Here is a 2,484-nt window from a genome sequence, read left to right on the forward strand (position 1 = left end):
CGTACGACCCGGTCGACGTGTTCCCCGGCGGCGACCTCGACCTCCGCGAGGGGGCCGACTCCTGTTACAAGTGCACGAGCTGTGACACCTCCTGTCCGGTCGCGGAGGTCGACGACGAGTTCCCCGGCCCGAAGTTCCAGGGACCGGAGCAGTGGCGGCTCAAGCGGAAGGATGACCACGACATCGACGAATCGATCATGTCGTGTTCGAACTGTATGCGCTGTGACGACGCCTGTCCGTCCTCGGTGCCGCTCTCGCAGATGCACAACGAGGCGCGCGGGCAGTTCGTCGAGCGTCAGATGGAGAAGCTCTCGGTCGAGTACGTCCGGAACCGCCTGCTGGCGAACTACCGCACGTCGGCGCGGCTCGCGAGCATGTTCCCGCGGACGGCCTCGTTCGCGATGAACTTCGGGCCGGCGCGGTGGGCCTTAGAGAAGGTGATGGGCATCCCGAAGGAGCGCGACTTCCCCGAGTTCGCGACGGAGACGTTCCGCGAGTGGTGGAAGGCGCGCGGCGGCGCGAACGTGGAGAACCCGGACAAGCGGGTGGCCTACTTCCACGGCTGCTACTCCAACTACAACACCCCCGAGGTCGGCAAGGCCATGGTCCGCGTGTACGAACACTTCGGCTACGAGGTGATGGTCCCGCCCCAGAAGTGTTCGGGGACGCCGATGTTCGCGAACGGCATGCTGGACGACGCCCGGCGGCACGCCGAGACGAACGTCGAGAACCTCGTCGAGGCAATCGGCGAGGGCGCGGACGTGATCGCCTCCTGTACCTCCTGTTCGATGTCGTTGCGACAGGAGTACCCCGAGCTGTTCGACCTCCACGGGATCGAGGACCTGGCGGAACACACCTTCGAGGCGATGGAGTACCTCCGCATCCACGAGGATCTCGACGGGGAACTCGACGCGGCCGGCGGGCTCGACGAGGAGCGCGAACTCGCGTATCACGCGCCGTGTCACGCCCGGAATCAGGGCCTCGCGCGACAGGCCGTCGAGACGTTCCGCGACGTCGACGGCGTCACCGTGGAGGACGTCGGCGATTCCTGTTCGGGCATCTCCGGCACCTACGGTTGGAAGGAGGAGAAGTACGAGAAGTCGATGGAGATCGGCGAGGAGATGTTCGAGCACATGGAGGACGCCGAGGGCGACGTGGGGATGACCGAGTGTCCGACCTGCGCGATGCAGATGGAACACGGCACCGGCTACGAGATCGAACACCCGCTCCAGCTGTTGGAGGACACGCTGGGCGCGTAAGCGAGCCCGAGCACGCGGTTGCCACCGAGCGAGCTGGTAGGTGGCGGCTGCGCGACCACGCGCGACTTCGCGCAAACCGGTCCTCGAAAAGCTGTTCTCAACTCTGAGAATCGCGCGGGAATTCTTATGCGTCGGACCCGTTCAGCATGGGCAACGTGACCCTCGAACAGTTTCTCGATCGCTTCGACGGGCCCGAGCGCTCCGTGGTCGTCGTCAACCGCACCGACCCGGACCCGGTATTGAACATGCTCGTGGACACGTTCGGCGACGACGTAGTGCGGGTGGTCGACGGCCCCGTGACCGGCGCGGGTGACGGCCCCGTGACCGACGGCGCGGGAGCCGTCGACGCGGACCGGAGCATCGGCCTGACCGCCGAGGACCTGACCGGAATCAGCGTGGCCGACGGGAACGACGGCGTCGTCCCCGCGCTCGACGTCGAGGTGCTCAGTCAGCGCGACGACATTCCGTTCGACGGCGACGACCCCGCCGATATCGAGAACCTCGTGTTGCTCATGGAGGGCGAGGAGGTGGTCGCGGGGTCGACGCTCGCGGCGCTCGGCGACGCGGTGCTTTTCGTCAACTCCGACCTGTACACCACCGGCAGCCGATCGCTCGGCGACGTCGACCTCCCCTCGGTGATAAGCGGGCTCGACGACGCGACGTTCACGCTCCGGGGGTATCCCGAGTCGAACCGCCAGAAGCTCCTCCTTATTACCATCTCGCGATTCATCGAACGGGCGGCGTGGATGGCCGGCGACGGCATCCTCCGCTCGTCGTTCCAGCGGCTCTCGCGCATCGACGACGAGGTCGGCACGCGGGCCGTCTACGAACGCATCGCCGACACCGGCGTGGACACGCACTTGTACGGCGTCCCGGACGACCTCCCGGACGACCTCGATGCGGTGATCCACGCCGGCGACGACCCCGACTTCATCGACAGCTGGTTCGTCGTGTACCGACCGCCGGAGGGGCCGCACCCGGCCGAGAGCGGTCCGGAAAGCGACCTCAAACGAGGGATCGAAGGCGGCGTCGGGCTGCTCGCGGTCGAGACGGAACCCCGGGTCTGGCGCGGCCTCTGGACGTTCGACGTGGACCGGCTCTCGCGGCTGAACCGCTACATCGAGCGGAACCTATAGCCTCTCTTCCGGTTTCCTCCCGCCGACCGCAGACCGTATCCAACCCGTGCGTTCATATCCCCGGAGCGGTGACGGGCGGCCATGTTCAC

2 protein-coding genes are annotated in these 2,484 nt (G+C 66.8%); both read left to right on the forward strand.

Annotated features, from left to right (window positions below):
• Window positions 1-1,259, forward strand: a 1,259-nt coding sequence (locus BN903_RS05145) for an anaerobic glycerol-3-phosphate dehydrogenase subunit C (RefSeq protein ID WP_048076677.1), incomplete at its 5' end; no start/stop codon positions are given.
• A 155-nt stretch (window positions 1,260-1,414) separates the two neighbouring features.
• Window positions 1,415-2,395: a hypothetical protein gene (locus BN903_RS05150; RefSeq protein WP_048076778.1), complete on the forward strand. Its 981-nt coding sequence runs from the start codon at window positions 1,415-1,417 to the stop codon at window positions 2,393-2,395.
• Window positions 2,396-2,484 lie beyond the last annotated feature (89 nt).

The sequence above is a fragment of the Halorubrum sp. AJ67 genome (genome assembly GCF_000513435.1).